Raw genomic sequence first — 18,171 nt, forward strand, 5'->3', positions numbered from 1 at the left:
CGTACGAACTCGAACGAACGGGATGTCGGGAGAGTGCCCCGTGCGAGGCGGCGGAAACCGACTCGCACGGGGTCGTGCGGCACACCGCGTCAGACGGGCGCGATGTCCTTCCTGAGGCGGAACCAGTAGAAGCCGTGGCCCGCGAGGGTCAGGAGATAGGGCCACTCGCCGATGGCCGGGAACCGGACGCCGCCGATCAGCTCCACCGGATGACGGCCGCTGAAGGCCCGCAGATCCAGCTCCGTGGGCTGTGCGAACCGCGAGAAGTTGTGCACACAGAGCACCAGGTCGTCGCCGTCGCCCTCCGCGGAGGGAGCCTCGCGCAGAAAGGCCAGCACGGCCGGGTTCGACGAGGGCAGTTCGGTGTACGAGCCGAGACCGAAGGCGTGGTTCTGCTTCCGGATCTCGATCATCCGGCGGGTCCAGTGCAGCAGCGAGGAAGGCGACGCCATCGCCGCCTCCACATTGGTGACCTGGTAGCCGTAGACCGGGTCCATGATCGTCGGCAGATAGAGCCGGCCCGGGTCGCTGGAGGAGAATCCGGCGTTCCGGTCCGGTGTCCACTGCATCGGAGTCCGTACGGCGTCCCGGTCGCCGAGCCAGATGTTGTCGCCCATCCCGATCTCGTCGCCGTAGTAGAGGATCGGCGAGCCGGGCAGCGACAGCAGCAGAGCGGTGAACAGCTCGATCTGGTTGCGGTCGTTGTCCAGCAGCGGAGCGAGACGACGCCGGATGCCGATGTTGGCGCGCATCCGCGGATCCTTGGCGTACTCCGCGTACATGTAGTCGCGCTCTTCGTCCGTGACCATTTCGAGGGTCAGCTCGTCGTGGTTGCGCAGGAAGATGCCCCACTGGCAGCCGGTCGGGATCGCCGGGGTCTTCGCCAGGATCTCCGAGACCGGGTAGCGGGACTCGCGCCGTACGGCCATGAAGATCCGCGGCATCACCGGGAAGTGGAAGGCCATATGGCACTCGTCGCCGCCGGCCGCGTAGTCGCCGAAGTAGTCGACGACGTCCTCCGGCCACTGGTTGGCCTCGGCGAGGATCACCGTGTCGGGATAGTTGGCGTCGATCTCCTTCCGGACCCGCTTGAGGAACTCGTGGGTGGCCGGGAGGTTCTCGCAGTTGGTGTTCTCCTCCTGGTACAGATACGGCACGGCGTCCAGCCGGAAGCCGTCGATGCCCAGGTCCAGCCAGAACCGCAGCGCCGAGGTGATCTCCTCCTGCACCGCCGGGTTCTCGTAGTTGAGATCCGGCTGGTGGGAGAAGAACCGGTGCCAGTAGTACTGCTTGCGCACCGGGTCGAAGGTCCAGTTGGACGTCTCGGTGTCGACGAAGATGACGCGGGCGTCCTGGTACTGCTTGTCGTCGTCGGCCCAGACGTAGTAGTCGCCGTACGGCCCGTCGGGGTCCTTGCGGGACTCCTGGAACCACTCGTGCTGATCGCTCGTGTGGTTCATGACGAAGTCGATGATCACGCGCATGCCGCGCTGGTGCGCGGCGTCGACGAACTCCACGAAGTCGGCGAGATCGCCGAATTCGGGCAGCACCGCCGTGTAGTCGGACACGTCGTAGCCGCCGTCGCGCAGCGGTGACTTGAAGAACGGCGGCAGCCAGAGGCAGTCGACGCCCAGCCACTGGAGATAGTCGAGTTTGGCGGTGAGCCCCTTGAGGTCACCGATGCCGTCGCCATTGCTGTCCTGGAACGAACGCACCAGGACTTCGTAGAAGACGGCCCGTTTGAACCAGTCGGGATCGCGGTCCTTGGCGGGAGTGTCCTCGAAGGTGTCGTGGACGGGCTCATTGACGATCATGTTGTGGGTGACCCTCCGATCGGCGGGGACGGTCGCAGCACCACGATGTGCGCGGGCGTGACGCCCGGCTCTAGGCGCACATAGTTGGCTCTGCCCCAGTGATAGGTCTCGCCGGTGAGCTCATCGCGCACCGGAACGGTCTCGTGCCAGTCAAGGCCGAGCCGCGGCATGTCCAACGAGACCGTCGCCTCCTGGGTGTGGTGAGGGTCGAGGTTGACGACCACCAGAACAATGTTCGAACCCGACCGCTTGCTGTACGCGATGACCGCTTCGTTGTCGGCCTGGTGGAAGTGGATGTCGCGCAGCCGCTGGAGGGCAGGGTGGCGGCGTCTGATCCGGTTGAGTGTGGTGATGAGCGGGGCGATGGTGCGGCCCTCGCGCTCGGCCGCCTCCCAGTCACGGGGCTTCAGCTGGTACTTCTCCGAGTCAAGGTACTCCTCGCTGCCGGGCTTGGCAGGGCTGTTCTCGCAGAGTTCATATCCCGCGTACACACCCCACGACGGGACCATCGTCGCGGCCAGCACCGCCCGCACCTCGAAGGCCGGACGGCCGCCTTCCTGGAGATAGGAGTGCAGGATGTCAGGCGTGTTCACGAAGAAGTTGGGCCGCATGTACGAGGCCGCCTCACCCGACAGCTCGGTGAGGTAGTCGGTCAGCTCCTGCTTGGTGTTGCGCCAGGTGAAGTACGTATACGACTGCTGGAAGCCGATCGCGGCCAGCGTGTGCATCATCGCCGGCCTGGTGAACGCCTCCGCCAGGAAGATCACATCGGGGTCGGTGCGGTTGATGTTGCCGATCACCTTCTCCCAGAAGAGCACCGGCTTGGTGTGCGGATTGTCCACGCGGAAGATCCGGACGCCGTGCGCCATCCAGTGGCGCAGGACGCGGGTCGTCTCGCGGACCAGTCCGCGCAGATCGCTGTCGAAGGCGATCGGATAGATGTCCTGGTACTTCTTCGGCGGATTCTCGGCGTAGGCGATGGTGCCGTCCGCGCGGTGATGGAACCAGTCCGGATGCTTCGCGACCCACGGATGGTCCGGTGAGCACTGGAGCGCGAAGTCCAGCGCGACCTCCATCCGCAGTCCGCGTGCCGTCTCCACGAAGTGGTCGAAGTCCTCGATCGTGCCCAGGTCCGGGTGGATCGCGTCATGGCCGCCGTCGGCCGAGCCGATCGCCCACGGCACGCCGACATCCTCCGGGCCCGGTGTGAGTGTGTTGTTCGGACCCTTGCGGTGCGTGGTGCCGATGGGATGGACCGGCGGCAGATACACCACGTCGAATCCCATGGCGGCGACCGCCGGCAGCCGCTCGGCGGCCGTCCTGAAGGTGCCGCTGACCGGCGGCTCGCCGGCCGTGACGACCGCGCCCTCGGAGCGCGGGAACAGCTCGTACCAGGAGCCGTACAGCGCGCGTTCGCGCTCGACGAGCAGCGGCGCCGGACGCGAGGAGCTGACCAGCTCGCGCAGCGGATGGCGGGCGAGGGCCGCCGCGCAGTCGGCGGAGAGCGCGGCGGCGAGCCGGTCCCGCGCGGACAGCGCGGTGTCGCGCAGAGCGTCGACGGCGGCCAGCACGGCCTCCCGGCCCTCGCCCTTCGGCACACCGGCGGCGGCCCGCTCGAACAGCTCGGCGCCCTCCGCGAGGACCAGCGCGATGTCGCGCTCGTCGGTGGCCGCGGGGATCTTGATCAGGGCGGCGTGGCGCCAGGTGGCGACGGGATCGCTCCACGCCTCGACGGTGTATGTCCAGCGGCCTTCCTCGGTGGGAGTGACCTCGGCGCCCCAGCGGTCGGTACCGGGAGCGAGCTCACGCATGGGAGTCCAGGGGCCGGGGCGGCCACCGGGGTCCATCAGGACGACGTTCGCCGCGACGGCGTCATGCCCCTCGCGGAAGACAGTCGCGGTGACCTGGAAGGACTCACCGCTCACCGCCTTCGCGGGGCGTCTGCCGCAGTCGACGAGAGGGCGTACGTCCAGGACGGGAATGCGACCAATCAGCGGTTTCACTGGATCACCTGAGGGCTGTGCGGGCGTGACAGGCATGGCAGGTCGAGCAGGTAGGGATCTTTGACGGCTTTTGCCGCTTTTGCTTGGTTTTGGTGTTCTTTGTAGCCGCTCGGTAGACGACTGGGAGGCTGCGGGCATGGCCGCTCCTGTCCGCGTTCACTCGAATAGCGCTGGAATCGTGTGGAAACGCGCTCGTGTGCCGTGCGTACCGGGGGAGCATTCCCACCGTTTTCGGGTGAGCAATCCGGTGGCGCGCCGGCTACCGGGGCGTAGGAACGGGCGGGGGACACGGGAGACGAACGAAAGCCGTACTCAATCTCTTTATCGGGTGCCCCGCAAGGGCGCGGAAACCCGTCCTCGTACGCACATGTGCGCCGTGGTTGCGGAGGGCGGGGTGCGACTACCGTCGGGAGGAGGCGGGACGCACACCGTGGCGCGTCCCCTCCGGCTCGTAAGTCCCCTGCGAAGGTGGAACACGTGAAGGCAATCCGTCGGTTCACCGTCCGCCCCGTCCTGCCCGAACCACTTCAACCGCTCAGCGACCTCGCCCGCAACCTGCGCTGGTCCTGGCACACCGAGACCCGTCAGCTCTTCGAAGCCGTCGACCCCGACGGCTGGAGTGCCGCCGACGGCGACCCCGTACGGCTGCTCGGAGCCGTGTCCGCCACCCGTCTGGCCGAGCTGGCCGGCGACCTTCCGTTCCTGGACAGACTCTCCGCGGCCGCCGCCGATCTCGACACCTATCTGAGCGGCGACCGCTGGTACCAGGAGCGCGACGGCCAGGGCGCGGAGCTGCCCGCCGCCATCGGCTATTTCTCTCCCGAATTCGGTGTCACCGCGGCCCTGCCCCAGTACTCCGGCGGCCTGGGCATCCTCGCCGGAGACCATCTCAAGGCCGCCAGCGACCTCGGCGTACCGCTCATCGGCGTCGGTCTGCTCTACCGGCACGGCTACTTCCGCCAGTCGCTGTCGCGGGACGGCTGGCAGCAGGAGCAGTATCCGGTCCTCGACCCCAACGAACTCCCGCTCACTCCGCTGCGCGAGGACGACGGCTCACCCGCCCAGGTCGTCCTCACACTGCCGGGCCGGCGCTCGCTGCGCGCCGGTATCTGGCAGGCGCACGTCGGCCGGGTCCCGCTGCTGATGCTCGACTCGGACGTCGAGGAGAACGGCCCCGGCGAACGCGATGTCACCGACCGGCTCTACGGCGGCGGCAGCGAGCACCGTCTCCTCCAGGAGATGCTGCTCGGCATCGGCGGCGTCCGCGCCGTGCGTACGTACTGCCGGCTCACCGGCCATCCCGAGCCCGAGGTGTTCCACACCAACGAGGGCCACGCCGGATTCCTCGGTCTGGAACGCATCCGAGAGCTCACCGGCACCGGACTCGGCTTCGAAGCCGCGCTGGAGTCCGTCCGCGCCGGTACGGTGTTCACCACTCACACGCCCGTGCCGGCCGGAATCGACCGCTTCGACCGCGAGCTGGTGGCGCGTCACTTCGGCGACGACGGCGAGCTGCCCGGCCTGGACGCGGAGCGGGTCCTCGCCCTCGGTCTGGAGACCTATCCCGGCGGCAGGCCGAACCTCTTCAACATGGCCGTGATGGGACTGCGGCTCGCCCAGCGGGCCAATGGCGTCTCGACCCTGCACGGCGCGGTCAGCCGCGAGATGTTCGCCGGTCTCTGGCCCGGCTTCGACCCGGACGAGGTGCCGATCACCTCCGTCACCAACGGTGTGCACGCGCCGACCTGGGTCGCGCCGGAGGTCGCCAGGCTCGGCGCCGGCGCGGCGGGCCGCAGCGAGAACGCGCTGTTCGCGGGTTCGCTCGACCCGGAAGGAGATCCGCCGCGCTGGGACGCCTTCGCCGAGATTCCGGACGGCGACGTCTGGAACGTACGCAAGATCCTGCGCGAGCGGCTTGTGCTGGAGGTGCGCGAACGGCTGCGGGCGTCCTGGCGGCTGCGCGGTGCGCAGGCCGCCGAGCTGGGCTGGATCGACGGCGTCCTCGACCCGGACATCCTCACCATCGGCTTCGCCCGCCGCGTCCCTTCGTACAAGCGCCTGACGCTGATGCTGCGCGACCGGGACCGGCTGCGGGAGCTGCTGCTCCATCCGGAGCGGCCGGTCCAGATCGTCGTGGCGGGAAAGGCGCATCCGGCGGACGACGGCGGCAAGCGGCTGATCCAGGAGCTGGTGCGGTTCGCCGACGATCCCCGGGTGCGCCACCGCATCGTCTTCCTGCCGGACTACGGGATGGCGATGGCGCAGAAGCTCTATCCCGGCTGTGACGTCTGGCTGAACAATCCGCTGCGGCCTCTGGAGGCCTGCGGCACCAGCGGGATGAAGGCCGCGCTCAACGGCTGTCTCAACCTGTCCGTCCTGGACGGTTGGTGGGACGAGTGGTTCGAGCCGGACTTCGGCTGGGCCATCCCGACCGCGGACGGACTGGCCGCCGACGAGAACCGCCGGGACGAACTGGAGGCGAACGCCCTCTACGAGCTGATCGAGGACCGGGTCGCGCCTCGCTTCTACGACCGGGGCACCGGCGGTCTGCCGGACCGCTGGATCGAGATGGTCCGCCGCACCCTGGTCACGCTCGGGCCGAAGGTGCTCGCGGACCGGATGGTCCGCGAGTACGTCGAGCGGCTGTACGCGCCCGCCGCCGGAGCCCACCGCGCGCTGGACGCGAACACCGCGACGGAGCTGGCGGCCTGGAAGGACCGGACGCGCGGCCGCTGGCCGCATGTCTCGGTCGACCATGTCGAGGCCGTCGCGGCCACCGCCGCCGGTGGCTCGGCGGAGCTGGGCTCCACGCTCTCGCTGCGGGTCCGGGTCGGCCTCGGCGAGCTCCGTCCCGACGAGGTGGAGGTCCAGGCGGTCGCCGGGCGGGTCAGCTCCGACGACACGATCGTGGACGCGCTGGCCGTCCCGCTCAAGCCGGCCGGAGGCCCCGACATGGAGGGCCGCTGGGTCTACGAGGGACCGCTCGCGCTGGACCGTACGGGCCCCTACGGCTACACGGTCCGGGTGCTGCCGGCCCATCCGCTGCTGGCCACCAGTGCGGAACTGGGCCTGGTCGCGCTGCCGACGGAGGCGACGGGCGAGGGAGCGGGCGTGCTGTTGCGCTGAGCGCGGCCGGCGCGACGCGCGAGATGGTTCAGGGCCGGGCACCGGGGGGCGGTGCCCGGCCCTTCTCGTGCGCGCTGCCCGCTGTGCGGTGCCCGATGCGTGGTGCGCGGTGCGCGGTGGCGGGGTTTCCATAGGTCCAGACCTTGACGTGTCCATGTGTTGGTTCTAAGTTCCTGACTCAATAACGGGTTCACAACTCCACTCAACGTTCATATGGATGAATGGAGTTGAGGAACGTCCACTGACCGGAAGGCACCCCCACATGCGCCCCGGATCCATTTCCAGAGTTCTCGGACTCTCCGCCGCCCTGGCCGGTGTGATCGCCGCGGCCTTCATGGCACCCGCCTCCGCCGACCAGGCTCCCTCGGTGCGGCCGGCCGAGGCGGCGGCGACCGCCGGTGCCGCCGTCGCCGCCGCGCCGGCGAACTTCACCCATCCCGGTGTGAACCTGAACACCGCTCAGCTCGACTTCGTACGCGGCAAGGTGCAGGCCGGCGCGCAGCCCTGGAAGGCCGCGTACGACCAGATGATCGGGAGCAGGTACGCCTCCCTGTCACGGACGGCCAAGCCCCGCGCCGTCGTCGAGTGCGGCTCGTACTCCAACCCCAACAACGGCTGCACGGACGAGCGCGAGGACGCGATCGCCGCCTACACCGACGCGCTGGCCTGGTACATCACGCGTGACGACCGGTACGCGCAGAAGGCGATCCAGCTCATGGACGCCTGGTCCAGCAGCATCCAGGACCACACCAACAGCAACGCTCCGCTCCAGACCGGCTGGGCCGGTTCCTCCTGGCCCAAGGCCGCCGAGATCATCAAGCACGTCTACGGCAACTGGCCGAACGCCGGGCGCTTCGGCACCATGCTGCGCAATGTCTATCTGCCCGAGATCATCAATGGCTCCAACTCCAACGGGAACTGGGAGCTGACCATGATGGAGGCGGCGGTCAGCATCTCCGTCTTCCTCGACGACAAGGCCGCCTACGACAAGGCGATCGGCATCTATCTGACCCGGGTGCCCGCGTACATCTATCTCTCGTCCGACGGCGCGCTGCCGAAGACGGTGCCGAGCCAGAACCTGAACACCCGCGACAAGATCGTCGGCTACTGGCAGGGCCAGGGAACCTTTGTCACCGGCCTCACGCAGGAGACCTGCCGCGACTTCGTGCACACCGGCTACGGCATCTCGTCCGTCTCGCATGTCTTCGAGACCGCGCGGCTCCAGGGCCAGGACCTCTTCCCGCAGGTCGGTGAGCGGCTGCGGCAGGCGCTGGGCTTCCAGTCCAAGTACGAGGTGCAGGCCGAGCCCGTGCCCTCGTCGCTGTGCGGCGGCAGTGTGCAGCGTGGCCTCGGTCCCGTCACCGAGGTCGGCTTCAACGCGCTCAACACCCGGCTGGGCTACGCGATGACCAACACGCAGCGGCTCACCGAGCAGCAGCGGCCCTCCGGGACCAACAATCTGTTTGTGGCCTGGGAGACCCTGACCAACGCGCAGAACCCGAACTGACCGCGGGCCGGGACCGAGCGGTCACACCGCTTCCCGGACCTGAACGCACGCGTCGGAACACCTCGTACCCGTTACCGGGCCCGGTCCGACTCCCTTGTGGAGAGAGACACTTCGGGCCCGGTGGCGGGTACGTCCGGTTGTCCGGCCGGCGAGCCGCCGGCTCCGGCGCCCGTCCTGCCGTCAACACCGCACCACCAGTGCGGCAAGCCCTTCGGGTGAAAGCGCGCCGGCCTCGCGGCGGGAGCGGAGGCCGCGCCGTCGCGACGCGCCGGTGAGGAGGAGGTCTCACCGACCCGGTGAAAGCAACGCCATGCTGCTTGCCGAGTCCACAGGCGACCGTTGACGGAGGAGCGTTGCAGTGACGACGATGGGCACGGAAGGGCCGGCCGAGGCCGACGAAACCTACTCTGACGAGATGCCGGTGCGCCGCAAGCGGCCGGGCAGTGTTGTCGTGGGGTGGCTGACCACCACCGATCACAAGACGATCGGCACGCTGTATCTCATTACGTCATTCGGGTTCTTCATCGGCGGCGGTGTGCTGGCCCTTGTCATGCGCGCGGAGCTGGCCCGTCCCGGTACGCAGATCATCTCGAACGAGCAGTACAACCAGGCGTTCACGATCCATGGCACGATCATGCTGCTGCTGTTCGCGACGCCACTGTTCGCCGGATTCACGAACTGGATCATGCCGCTCCAGATCGGCGCGCCCGATGTGGCGTTCCCTCGGCTGAACATCCTCGCCTACTGGCTCTATCTCTTCGGCGGGCTGATGGTCGTGGGCGGCTTCCTCACTCCGAACGGCGCGGCCGACTTCGGCTGGTTCGCCTACTCGCCGCTCACGAACGGGATCCGCTCGCCGGGCGTCGGCGGCGATTTGTGGATCATGGGTCTGGCGCTCTCCGGTTTCGGCACGATCCTCGGCGCGGTCAACTTCATCACCACGATCATCTGTATGCGGGCTCCCGGTATGACGATGTTCCGGATGCCGATCTTCACCTGGAACGTGCTGCTGACCGCGCTGCTGGTCCTGTTCGCCTTCCCGGTGCTGGCCGCCGCGCTGCTCGCGCTGGAGGCGGACCGCAAGTTCGGCGCGCGTGTGTTCGACGCCGCCAATGGCGGGGCCCTGCTGTGGCAGCACCTTTTCTGGTTCTTCGGCCATCCCGAGGTGTACATCATCGCGCTGCCCTTCTTCGGTATCGTCACCGAGATCCTTCCGGTCTTCAGCCGAAAACCGATCTTCGGTTATATCGGCCTGGTCGCGGCGACCATCTCCATCGCCGGTCTTTCCATTACGGTCTGGGCGCACCATATGTTTGTGACCGGAGGTGTGCTGCTGCCTTTCTTCTCCTTCATGTCCTTCCTGATCGCGGTGCCCACCGGTGTGAAATTCTTCAACTGGGCCGGGACCATGTGGCACGGTTCGCTGTCCTTCGAGACTCCCATGCTCTGGTCCATCGGCTTCCTGGTCACCTTTCTCTTCGGTGGTCTCACCGGTGTCCTGCTGGCGTCACCGCCGATGGACTTCCATGTCTCCGACTCGTACTTCGTGGTCGCGCACTTCCACTACGTCGTCTTTGGCACCGTGGTATTCGCGATGTTCGCCGGATTCCATTTCTGGTGGCCGAAGTTCACCGGCAAGATGCTGGACGAGCGGCTCGGTAAAATCACCTTCTGGACATTGTTCGTGGGTTTCCACGGCACCTTCCTGGTGCAGCACTGGCTGGGCGCGGAAGGCATGCCGCGGCGTTACGCCGACTATCTCGCCACCGATGGCTTCACCGCGCTCAACACCGTTTCCTCGATCAGTTCCTTTCTGCTCGGTCTGTCGATGCTGCCGTTCTTCTACAACGTCTGGAAGACCACCAAGTACGGCAAGAAGGTCGAGGTCGACGATCCGTGGGGCTACGGCCGTTCGCTGGAGTGGGCCACGTCCTGTCCGCCGCCGCGGCACAACTTCCTCACACTGCCGCGCATCCGTTCGGAATCCCCGGCGTTCGATCTGCACTATCCGGCCATCCGGTCGCTCGACGACGCTCTCAACAAGCCGCACCGCTCCCAGACCGTGGCGCCGGGAGACAAGCAGCAGTGAGGGCGCCGCGACGAGTGGAGATCCGTCCGAACCGGCGGCCAGGAGAATCGTGTGGAGCCGGATAAGGACACCGCCCGTGGTCTGGCCCAGTTCGAGGGCTATCTCCTGTGGAGCGCCGAGGTGGAGGACGCCAGGCGCCAGGCGGCCCGGTTCGCCGAGCAGTTGCCGTGGCTCACGACCGCCCAGCGTGCGGACGTGGAGCGCCTCTACGCCGCCGACCGGCTGGCCGCCGCGCGGGCGATGCTCGTACGTGTCACCGAACGCGCCGCCGAGCTGCGCGGCGAGTACACGGAGCGCTACCGGCTGCTGAGGACGCGCTGTGTGGCGGCGGCCGTCGTGTCGGCCGCCGCGGTGAGCGGCGGCTGCGCGGCGCTCACGCTTCTCGCGCGCTGAGCCGTCCGGGGCGCGGGAGAGGCCCTGGACGGCTCGGGTGCGCGGACGCCGGGACCGGACACCGGACCGCCGCCGGTCAGCCGCCGGGCAGCGAGTAGTTCAGCGAGATGTTGAGCGTCGTGGCGAAGGTGAGATACATCAGCCACAGCCCGGTGACGATGTGGAAGAAACCGAGCGCCCGCTCGCCGGGATTGTTCGGCACCGGCGCGTGTTCATTGGCGGTGGTCGGCACGCGTGCGCCGATCCGGAAACTGGCGAAGAACTCGCTCAGATAGACACCGGTCAGTCCCGCGAACAGCACTCCCAGCGGCCATGAGCCGACGGAGAAGAAAACCACCATGCCCAGCACCGAGATGATGACGAAGGCGATCGACATGAATCCGGTCGGCCGTACATCATTTCCCTGGTAGCGATTCCATCCCAGTGCGAACCAGTGAATGCCGTACGCCGAGAAAGCGAGAGCGGCGGTGTAGAGCGCCGGTTCCTTGAGAGACTCGAACCAGGCGAGCGCGACAAACAGGTAGACACCTGTCACGAACTGGCAGAAGCCGGGCAGCCAGATACCCCATACACCGGTCGCGCGGTCGACCGAAGCGTTTCGCGACGGGAACCGGAAGAGCTCCTGGGGCCCATAGATGAGATAGCCGGTGCCGAGACCGAAAAAGCCCAGCACTACCGGCGCAAACGTTGTCGTTGCGAACGAAACGCTCATCGACGCCCCCACATCCTGAGGATATCCGGGTCATCTCGATGATGCTTCCGGCCCGGTGATCCCGCAAATGGAGGCGGCCGGCACCCGGCACGCGCGAAGCCGCCCGGGGTGCGGAACACCCCGGGCGGCTCACTCGGTCAGGTGCGGTGGGACGGCCGGACGGCTCAGAAGGTGAGCTTGAATCCGTTGATACGGCCGGTGTCCTGCGCCGCGACATCCTGGACCCGCAGCTTCCAGGCTCCGTTGGCCACCTCGGAGGAGGCGTTCACGAGGTACTCCTCCACCACGTTGTCGGCCGAGTCGCTACCGCTGGAGTTCTTCAGCCGGTAGGCGGTGCCGTCCGGCGCGACCAGGTCGATGACCAGGTCACCGCGCCAGGTGTGGGTGATGTCCACATTGACCTGGAGGTCGGTCGGCGCGTTGCCGGTGACTCCGGTGACGTTGACCGTCGAGGTGACCGCCGCGCCGTTGTCCGGGATGGCGACGGAGGTGGTGGACTCGAAGACCGGGCCCGGGTTGGGGTCGGAGCCGGGGCGGCGGCCGACCGCGATGCCGGCCCAGGCGTCCTGGACGGCCGTGTACTCGGCGCTGGTGGTGCCGTACAGCTCACCGGCGACCGCGAGCGTGCCGGTGCGGGCCGCCGCGTAGTTCGTCGTGGAGGTGAACTTCGTGGCGAGCGCCTTGAACCAGATCTGCTCGGCCTTCGCCCGGCCGATGCCGGTCACCGGCAGACCGTCGGAGGTCGGCGAGTTGTACGAGACGCCGTTGACGACCTTGGCGCCACTGCCCTCGGAGAGCAGGTAGAAGAAGTGGTTGGCCGGGCCCGACGAGTAGTGGACGTCGGTGCTGCCGATGCCCGAGTACCAGCTGTCCGGCGAGATGCCGTCGCGGCTCGGCTTGTCCTGGTAGCGCAGCGGCGTGCCGTTGCCGTTGATGTCGATCTTCTCGCCGATCAGGTAGTCACCCGGGTCCTGGGGACTGTTGGCGTAGAACTCGACGGCCGAGGCGAAGATGTCGGAGGTGGCCTCGTTGAGACCGCCGGACTCGCCGCTGTACACCAGGCCGGCCGTGGCGGCGGTGACGCCGTGGGACATCTCGTGGGCGGCCACGTCGATGGACGTCAGCGGCTTGGTGTTGCCCGAGCCGTCGCCGTACGTCATGCAGAAGCAACTGTCCTGCCAGAAGGCGTTGACGTAGCCGCTGCTGTAGTGGACGCGGGAGTACGCGCCGACGCCGTCACCGCGGATGCCGGTGCGGCCGTGCACGTTCTTGTAGTAGTCCCAGGTCTCACCGGCGCCGTAGGCGGCGTCGGCGCCCGCGGTCTCCAGGTTGGCGGCGGCGCCGTTGCCCCAGACGTCGTCCGGGCCAGAGAAGAGAGTGCCGGTGCCCGAGGTGCCGCGGTTCAGGTTGTACGTCTTGTGGTTGCCCCGGCCCGAGTCGGTCAGGTTGTACGTCGAGCCCGACTGGACGGAGCCGACGGTGACCTGGCCGCTGTACTGGGTGTTGCCCACGCCCGTCTCGACGCCCTGCCACTCGTACAGCTTCGCGCCGGTGGCGGCGTCGGTGACGACATGCAGCTCGTTCGGGGTGCCGTCGTGCTGGAGCCCGCCGACGACCGTCTCGTAGGCGAGGGTCGGCGCGCCCTGCGCCATCCACACGACCTTGCGCGGCGCGCGGTCGGCCTCGGTCTTCTTCGAACCGTCCGCGGCCGCGGCGCTCAGCGCCTGCTTCTCCGCGGTGGCCGGCGCCACCTCGGCGGTGGTGACGACGTTCTTGAGGACCGACGTGGAGGCCTTGCTGACGGCCTTGGTCGTGCCCGCCTTCGTCGCCGCGACCACGAGGTCACCGCCGAGGACCGGAAGGCCCTGGTAGGTGCGCTCGTACCGGGTGTGCGTGGTGCCGTCGACGTCCTGGACGACGTCACGTACGACGAGCTTCTCCTGCGCGCCGAGGCCGAGTTCCTTGGCGGTGGCCGCCTTGGCGGCGTCGGCCTCGCGTATCAGCGCGGCGCGCTGGGCCGGAGAGAGATCGCGCGGCAGCGCGCCGGGGTTCGCCTTGCCGGCGACGGCTGCGGTGGGAGCGCTGTCGGGCCGTGCGACGGCGGTTCCTGACTGCACACCGACGGTGAGCAGAGCTGCTGCGGCGATCAGAGCGCCGGTCGCGGTGGCGCGACGGCTGGGCGTGGATCTCACGCGAACTCCTTCTGCGAGGGGGGTACCGGGCCGCTGGGTGGGCCGCCCGGACGGTGCACGCGGAGCAGTTGGTGCGAAGAACGGGGGAAGAGTGGCAGTCGCGGCGCCTTCCTGTCAGGAGCGCGTCAAGAAGTTGGCCGGAAACGGTTCGCTGCCCGAAAGCCCCTGTTCGTTAAGCGGACGTTTCGCCAGTGATCATGACGGCGCCTCCAGGTGTTCGGCGCGGCCCGAATTTCAAAGTGTCGGAGGAGCCCTTGGAGATCGTGTTCGAAGGTGACGAATGTGAACGGAGTTTTGAGCGGTCGAGTGGCGGCGCCCGCCGGAGCCGACGCGAAGTGTGGCTCATTCCCTGCCGTCGTCCACGGCGGACACGCCCGGTGTGACGCCGTACGGGACCCGGGACCGCCGGGAGCCGGGAGCGCGCTCCGGCGGCGCGGCCCGCGCGCGTCGCGAGCGGGCCGGTCCGCCGGAGTGTCATCGCTGTGGGTAACCGGCCGTGCGTACACCGTGCGCCGGTTCCGGGCCCGGCGGCCGTCGGACGGCCGGTCAGGCCAGGCTGTCCCGCCAGGCGCGGTGCAGGCCCGCGAACCGGCCCGGGCCGGCGATCAGATCGGACGGCGAGCCGTCCTCGACGACCCGGCCGTGTTCCATCACCAGCACCCGGTCCGCGATCTCGACCGTCGACAGACGGTGCGCGATCACCACCGCCGTACGGCCGCGCAGCACGGTGTCCATGGCGCGCTGCACGGCGCGCTCGCCCGGGATGTCCAGCGAGCTGGTCGCCTCGTCGAGGATCAGGACGGCCGGATCGGCGAGCAGCGCGCGGGCGAAGGCGACCAGTTGGCGCTGGCCGGCGGAGATACGGCCGCCGCGCTTGCGTACGTCCGTGTCGTAGCCGTCCGGCAGGGAGCGGATGAAGTCGTCGGCGCCGATCGCCTTCGCCGCCGCTTCGATGTCCTCGCGGGAGGCGTCCGGACGGCCGATGGCGATGTTCTCGGCGACCGTGCCGGAGAAGAGGAACGCCTCCTGGGTCACCATCACGACTCCGCGCCGCAGCTCCGGTGTGTCCAGCTCGCGCAGATCGACACCGTCGAGCAGGACCCGGCCCCGCGTCGGGTCGTAGAAGCGGGCCAGCAGTTTGGCCAGCGTGGACTTGCCGGCGCCGGTCGAGCCGACCACGGCGACGGTCTGGCCGGCCGGGACCGTCAGATCGAAGCGCGGCAGGACCTCGCCGCCCGTGCGGTACGAGAAGCTCACGCCGTCGAAGACGACCTCGCGGCCCGGGAAGCCGCCGGTGAGCGCGGGCAGCGGACGAGGACGCGACGCCTCGGGCACCGAGGGCGCCTGCGCCAGCAGACCCGCGATCTTCTCCAGTGAAGCGGCAGCCGACTGATACGAGTTGAGGAACATGCCGAGCCGGTCGATCGGGTCGTACAGCCGCCGCAGATACAGCACGGCGGCGGCCAGCACACCGAGGGCCAGCGTGCCGTCCGCCACCCGGTAGGCGCCCCAGAGCACCATCCCGGCGACGGCGGTGTTGGCGACGAGCCGTGAGCCGACCACATAGCGGGCCATCTCGATCAGCGCGTCGCCGTTGCTGCGCTCATGGCGGTGGTTGAGCACGTGGAAGTCCGCGTCGTTGGCCCGCTCGCGCCGGAACGCCTGCACCGGCCTGATGCCGTTCATCGTCTCCGTGAACTTCACGATGACGGCGGCGATCGCCGTGGAGCGCCGGCCGAAGATCAGGCCGGCCCGGCTCTGGTAGAGCCGCACCAGCAGATACAGCGGTATGAAGGAGGCCACGGCCAGCGCGCCGATCCGCACGTCCAGATAGAGCAGCATCGCCGAGATGTAGACGAAGGCGAGCACCACTCCCAGCAGCTCCTGGAGGCCCTCGCTGAGCAGCTCGCGCAGCGACTCCACATCGGTGGTGGACCGGGAGATCAGCCGACCGGAGGTGTACCGCTCGTGGAAGTCCACGCTCAGCGCCTGCGCGTGGCGGAAGATACGGCCGCGCAGATCGAGAAGCGCGTCCTGGTTGATCCGCGCGGAGGCCCGGATGAAGACGAACTGGAAGCCTCCCGAGCCGAGTGCGCAGATCAGATAGCCGGCGCCGACGGCGACCAGCGGTCCGTGGTCGCCGTCCCGGAAGGCGGGCACGCCACGGTCGATGGCGTACGCGACGATCAGCGGGCCCGTCTGGGCGGCGGCCTGCTGGAGCAGCAGAAGCAGCGCGGCCACGACGACCCGGCCGCGCCGGGCACGCAGCAGCGACCGCAGCAGGGCGCCGGTGGCACCTGGAGGTGTGGGCAGGTCGTCCTGGTCGAACGGGTCACCGGCCGGGACGGGAGCGCCGGAGAGCGCCCGCTCGTCCTCGGTGCCGACCGGCGCCGGACCGGTGGTGCCCGTGGTGGCCGACGTGGTCATCGGACGCCCTCCTCAACGGCCGTGGAGCCCGACATCAGCCAGGCGTACTCCTCGCTGCCGCGCAGCAGTTCCTGATGGGTGCCGACGGCCGCGATCCGGCCCCGGGAGATCAGCGCCACCCGGTCGGCGAGCAGCACGGTCGACGGCCGGTGCGCCACGACCAGCGCGGTGGTCTCCTGGAGCACCCGGCGCAGCGCCGCCTCCACCAACGCCTCCGTATGCACGTCGAGCGCGGACAGCGGATCGTCCAGCACCAGGAAGCGCGGCCGTCCGACCACCGCTCTGGCGAGCGCGAGCCGCTGCCGCTGGCCGCCGGAGAGGCTGAGCCCCTGCTCGCCGACCTGTGTCCGCAGGCCCTGAGGCAGGTCCTGTACGAAGCCGGCCTGGGCCACCTCCAGCGCCCGCAGCAGCGCCTCCTCGTCGGCGTCCGCCGAGCCCATCAGCACGTTCTCGCCGACGCTCGCGGAGAACAGCGTCGGCTCCTCGAAGGCCACCGAGACGAGTTCACGCAGCCGGCGCCGCTCCATCAGAGTGATGTCCTCGCCGTCCAGCGTGATCCGGCCGCCGGTCACCTCGTGCAGTCGCGGTACGAGCGCGGTGAGCGTCGTCTTGCCCGAACCGGTGGCGCCGACCAGGGCCATGGTCTCGCCGGGCCGGACATGCAGATCGACCGCCGCCAGCACGGGCGCGGAGGCCGGATCCGCGTCCGGATACCGGAAGGAGACCCCTTCGAAGCGCAGCCCTCCGGTCTCCGGACGCGGGACGCCCGCGCTCGGGGCCCGCGCCGGGTCCGTGGCCTCCGCCTCCTCCCGGACGTCCATCACCTCGAAGAAGCGCTCGGTCGCCGTCGCCGACTCCTGGCTCATCGCGAGCAGGAATCCCATCGACTCCACCGGCCACCGCAGCGCCAGCGCCGTCGACAGGAACGCGACCAGTGTGCCCGCCGAGAGCGCGCCGTCCGCCACCTGGATCGTGCCGAGCACCAGCGCGGCACCGATGGCCAGTTCCGGAATGATCATGACCAGGGCCCAGATGCCTCCCAGCAGCCGTGCCTTGCCCAGCTCCGTGGCGCGCAGTCGCTCCGCGAGCGCGCGGAAGGCGAGGGACTGGCTGCGATGGCGCCCGAAGCCCTTGACGATCCGGATGCCGAGCACGCCCTCCTCGACGACCGTCGTCAGATCTCCCACCTGGTCCTGGGCCCGGCGCGCGACCAGTGAGTACCGCGACTCGAAGAGCGAACACAGAATGACCAGCGGCAGCACCGGAACCAGCAGCACCAGCCCGAGCGACCAGTCCTGGATCAGCAGAATGACGAAGCCGGCCAGGATCGTCGTCGTGTTGACCAGCAGGAAGGTGAGCGGGAACGCCAGGAACATCCGCAGCAGCATCAGATCCGTCGTCCCGCGCGAAAGGAGCTGTCCCGACGGCCACCGGTCGTGGAAGGCGACCGGAAGCCGCTGCAGATGCCGGTAGAGGTCGGCCCGCATCGCCGCCTCCACACCGGCCAGCGGCCGGGCCACCAGCCAGCGCCGCAGGCCGAAGAGCAGCGCCTCGGCGATGCCGAGCGCCAGCAGGAACAGCGCTCCGAGCCACACGCCTCCCGGGTCGCGGTCGGTGACCGGTCCGTCGACCATCCACTTCAGTACGAGCGGGATCACCAGGCTGAGACAGGACGCGACTATCGCGACAAAAGCCGCACTGGCGAGACGCGTTCGCACCGGGCGTACGTACGGCCACAGCCTCAGCAGTGAACGCACGGAGGACCGGTCCTTGGTGGCTGCATGTGTTTCGGGCATCAGGGGTGAGCCTACGGTTGACCACTGACATCGCTCATGTGATTTTCCCGTCACTGTCGGCCGGTCGCACCCTTCATATCAGCCGATCGGTTGATATGAATTCCAGTGCGAC

10 protein-coding genes are annotated in these 18,171 nt (G+C 68.8%); 4 read left to right on the forward strand and 6 right to left on the reverse strand.

Annotated features, from left to right (window positions below):
• Positions 1-89 precede the first annotated feature (89 nt).
• Both treS and PV679_RS14445 read right to left on the reverse strand, forming a co-directional pair.
• The gene (treS, locus tag PV679_RS14440) at positions 90-1,814 is read right to left on the reverse strand and encodes a maltose alpha-D-glucosyltransferase (RefSeq protein ID WP_319680605.1); all 1,725 of its coding nucleotides are present in this window, start codon (positions 1,812-1,814) and stop codon (positions 90-92) included.
• A complete protein-coding gene (locus PV679_RS14445; protein ID WP_319680678.1) occupies positions 1,811-3,808 on the reverse strand; it encodes an alpha-1,4-glucan--maltose-1-phosphate maltosyltransferase in 1,998 nt (665 codons plus the stop codon). Before PV679_RS14445 ends, treS begins: the two co-directional genes overlap by 4 nt.
• Before the next feature lie 486 nt (positions 3,809-4,294).
• On the opposite strand from PV679_RS14445, the gene glgP reads away from it, so the two are divergent.
• From glgP to PV679_RS14465, 4 genes are all read left to right on the forward strand, one after another.
• Positions 4,295-6,943, forward strand: a complete 2,649-nt coding sequence (gene glgP / locus PV679_RS14450) for an alpha-glucan family phosphorylase (protein ID WP_319680606.1) — start codon at positions 4,295-4,297, stop codon at positions 6,941-6,943.
• Positions 6,944-7,205: 262 nt separating this feature from the next.
• Complete coding sequence (locus tag PV679_RS14455; protein ID WP_319680607.1) at positions 7,206-8,450, forward strand: alginate lyase family protein; 1,245 nt, start codon at positions 7,206-7,208, stop codon at positions 8,448-8,450.
• A 367-nt stretch (positions 8,451-8,817) separates the two neighbouring features.
• Positions 8,818-10,539 (forward strand): cytochrome c oxidase subunit I, encoded by a 1,722-nt coding sequence (gene ctaD, locus PV679_RS14460; RefSeq protein ID WP_319680679.1) that lies wholly within the window; start codon positions 8,818-8,820, stop codon positions 10,537-10,539.
• A gap of 51 nt (positions 10,540-10,590) precedes the next feature.
• The gene (locus tag PV679_RS14465) at positions 10,591-10,932 is read left to right on the forward strand and encodes a hypothetical protein (protein ID WP_319680609.1); all 342 of its coding nucleotides are present in this window, start codon (positions 10,591-10,593) and stop codon (positions 10,930-10,932) included.
• A gap of 76 nt (positions 10,933-11,008) precedes the next feature.
• Here PV679_RS14465 and PV679_RS14470 read toward each other — a convergent pair whose 3' ends face one another.
• The 4 genes from PV679_RS14470 to PV679_RS14485 form a co-directional block, all read right to left on the reverse strand.
• Positions 11,009-11,605 carry a hypothetical protein gene (locus PV679_RS14470; protein WP_319680610.1) on the reverse strand — a complete coding sequence of 199 codons (597 nt, stop codon included), beginning with the start codon at positions 11,603-11,605 and terminating at the stop codon, positions 11,009-11,011.
• A 203-nt stretch (positions 11,606-11,808) separates the two neighbouring features.
• The gene (locus tag PV679_RS14475; protein WP_319680611.1) at positions 11,809-13,836 is read right to left on the reverse strand and encodes a M4 family metallopeptidase; all 2,028 of its coding nucleotides are present in this window, start codon (positions 13,834-13,836) and stop codon (positions 11,809-11,811) included.
• A gap of 546 nt (positions 13,837-14,382) precedes the next feature.
• Positions 14,383-16,263: an ABC transporter ATP-binding protein gene (locus tag PV679_RS14480; protein ID WP_319680612.1), complete on the reverse strand. Its 1,881-nt coding sequence runs from the start codon at positions 16,261-16,263 to the stop codon at positions 14,383-14,385.
• Positions 16,260-18,059 carry an ABC transporter ATP-binding protein gene (locus PV679_RS14485; RefSeq protein ID WP_319680613.1) on the reverse strand — a complete coding sequence of 600 codons (1,800 nt, stop codon included), beginning with the start codon at positions 18,057-18,059 and terminating at the stop codon, positions 16,260-16,262. Before PV679_RS14485 ends, PV679_RS14480 begins: the two co-directional genes overlap by 4 nt.
• Positions 18,060-18,171 lie beyond the last annotated feature (112 nt).

Source organism: Streptomyces sp. AK02-01A (assembly GCF_033795305.1).
Taxonomy (GTDB): domain Bacteria; phylum Actinomycetota; class Actinomycetes; order Streptomycetales; family Streptomycetaceae; genus Streptomyces.